3 protein-coding genes are annotated in these 2,195 nt (G+C 41.8%); all 3 read right to left on the reverse strand.

Annotated features, from left to right (window positions below; translation table 11 throughout):
* Positions 1-93 precede the first annotated feature (93 nt).
* Genes DW650_RS19825 through DW650_RS19025 form a run of 3 tightly spaced genes read right to left on the reverse strand, consistent with a single transcriptional unit; the run spans position 94 to position 2,080 of the window.
* On the reverse strand, positions 94-237 hold the full coding sequence (locus DW650_RS19825; protein ID WP_199654338.1) for a hypothetical protein: 144 nt from the start codon (positions 235-237) through the stop codon (positions 94-96).
* Positions 238-239: 2 nt separating this feature from the next.
* Complete coding sequence (locus tag DW650_RS19020; protein WP_243103028.1) at positions 240-1,676, reverse strand: phage capsid protein; 1,437 nt, start codon at positions 1,674-1,676, stop codon at positions 240-242.
* Positions 1,677-1,720: 44 nt separating this feature from the next.
* On the reverse strand, positions 1,721-2,080 hold the full coding sequence (locus DW650_RS19025) for a hypothetical protein (protein WP_006857537.1): 360 nt from the start codon (positions 2,078-2,080) through the stop codon (positions 1,721-1,723).
* Positions 2,081-2,195: the final 115 nt, after the last annotated feature.

Raw genomic sequence — 2,195 nt, forward strand, 5'->3', positions numbered from 1 at the left:
ATCTAATTTATCCTGTGCGCGTCTAAGATTTCCGTCAATTCTGCTTGTATCAAGTCTTATATTTACGTTTCCAACAGTCCTGTCGTACCTCATTTACATCCCCCATACTATAATGGCTGCACTTATCATTAAGAAACCCCAGTAAACCACATCGCATAATTTCTTCTTTTTTCTTGCCTTATCCATTTCGTCTAAAAACGAAATACCAAATAAGAACATGATTATTTTTAGCACCATCTTTATTCCTCCCCGTACAGTCCACCTGTATTCTGACTTGCGTTCTCTTCGTCCCGCTCTGCAAACATCTCGTCTATTTCCTTGTCATTGAATCCCTCATATTCCTTAAGATATTTCCGCTTGCTATATACACCCTGTATCATAAGCTGATATGCGCGCTGTCTGTCCTGCTCAAATGATGCAAGCAGATCCTTGAAATAAAATATATCTTCATCTGCCACGTTTTCATCCAGTGCATTAACATACCCGCTTGGCAAATTAAAGAACACATCACAGTATTTATCCAGCGCATATACCAGGTCTTTGATAGCTGTCTTAAGCGCAGTACGAATATCCGTGATGGTCTCCACTGTCTCACTGTCGTCGCTCTCAATCTCTGTCGCAGTTGTATTGCCAGTTTTACGGTCAAGTACAAATTGCCCTTGAGAGAATCCTGCCTTAGTTGAAATCATAGAAAGAATTGAATTGATATCTGCAACACGCTGTTCTGTAAGCATCGTCGGTATATGCTCGTCAACAGTACTGGCTGCATCAACTCCATGTTTTAATCCCTTTACAAATCTTGGAAGTTCAAGTCTTTCCTTATCTCCAGTATTCTTATCGCGTTTCATCAATGCATTTTCATCAATAAATGTAATATGCTGTGAATCATCGACCTCATCATCTTTCCTGCTCCACGCTACATCCAGATTGCGCAGTTCCTCGATACAATTCGCAAATACTGCCACACCCTCCGGTGATGTATAGTCAATGGTGTTGTTATACGGCATCTTGAAATACCCAAACAATGGCTTTTCCACATTGGAGATTGTGACTGATTCCGGTATATTCTTCCACTCCGGTACATCTGCCAGTGCAATGCTGCGCCCCAGACTGTCGCTGCCCTTTGATCTGAAAGCCTTATTCTCAATGGTGTATGTTCTTCCAACTCCTTCTCCATCGTCAGAGATCGAAGATGTGAAGTGCTGATACTCCAATCTGGTAAAGTAATCATCACCTTTAATCTGCCGGTCAATAAAAATAACTCCAAGGATATCCCCGTTGCTGTTCTTCTCTGTCACTGCAAAGCTGCCTGGCATTACATAGTCGATTGCTCCCGTCGGATTATATGTACCGCTCGGCTTAAGAATAATGCCGCCCGCGCCGCAGGCATCCTCTACCTTATCCCGGATGGACTTCTGGATCATTGCACCAATGCACTGATTGATATAATCCGCCCTGTCGCTGCCACTGATCGTCACATTGAGATCCAGACAGGTCTTTTTGCTGGTGTAATAGCAGAGAAACTTTGCAAAATTGATTGTGCGCACGTTCTTGCTCATCCAGTACGGTCTACCCTTAATGATGTTCTGCCACTCGATCTGTGCCATCTCCATCAAATCAGAAGAAATAATATCAACATTAAATTCTTTCTCTGCACTTATTTTGAATAAATTCATGATAAACTCCTTTACTCGTGTGAATATGTTCATATGCCACCGCCTTAAATGCCAAGCTGTTTATATACTTCATCTATCTTGTGCCACTGAATAGCAAGCCAATCAACCATTTCCTCATTTTTTGCCCAACCGCCATTATACTGGTTTGAAGAATCTGATAATCCACTCTCGTTCAAAAATGCATGCACAATTTCATGGCGCAACGTCTTTTTCCTGTATGACTTCTGTTCTTCTTCACTCAGGTCAAAGTATTTTTCTTCTGACATATCCGCAACAACAATCAATTTGCTCTCTTCGCCACAATAACCGGCTAAGCTATTTTCTTCCAGATACTTATCCTCTGATACTTTGTGTGTCTCAATTTTGTATTCTGTTCCGAGAACATTAATCTTCATATTCTCCATCGTCCTCTTCCTCCTCATCTTCGTCTATCTCATCATCATAAAGTCCATTGTTGCGGCGACTCTCCATAATCACGCGGTTCAATCCGTAGATCAGTGCCATTGTACAGTCCTCACC

The organism is Roseburia sp. AM23-20, from assembly GCF_003470905.1.
In the GTDB taxonomy this organism is placed as follows: domain Bacteria; phylum Bacillota; class Clostridia; order Lachnospirales; family Lachnospiraceae; genus Roseburia; species Roseburia rectibacter.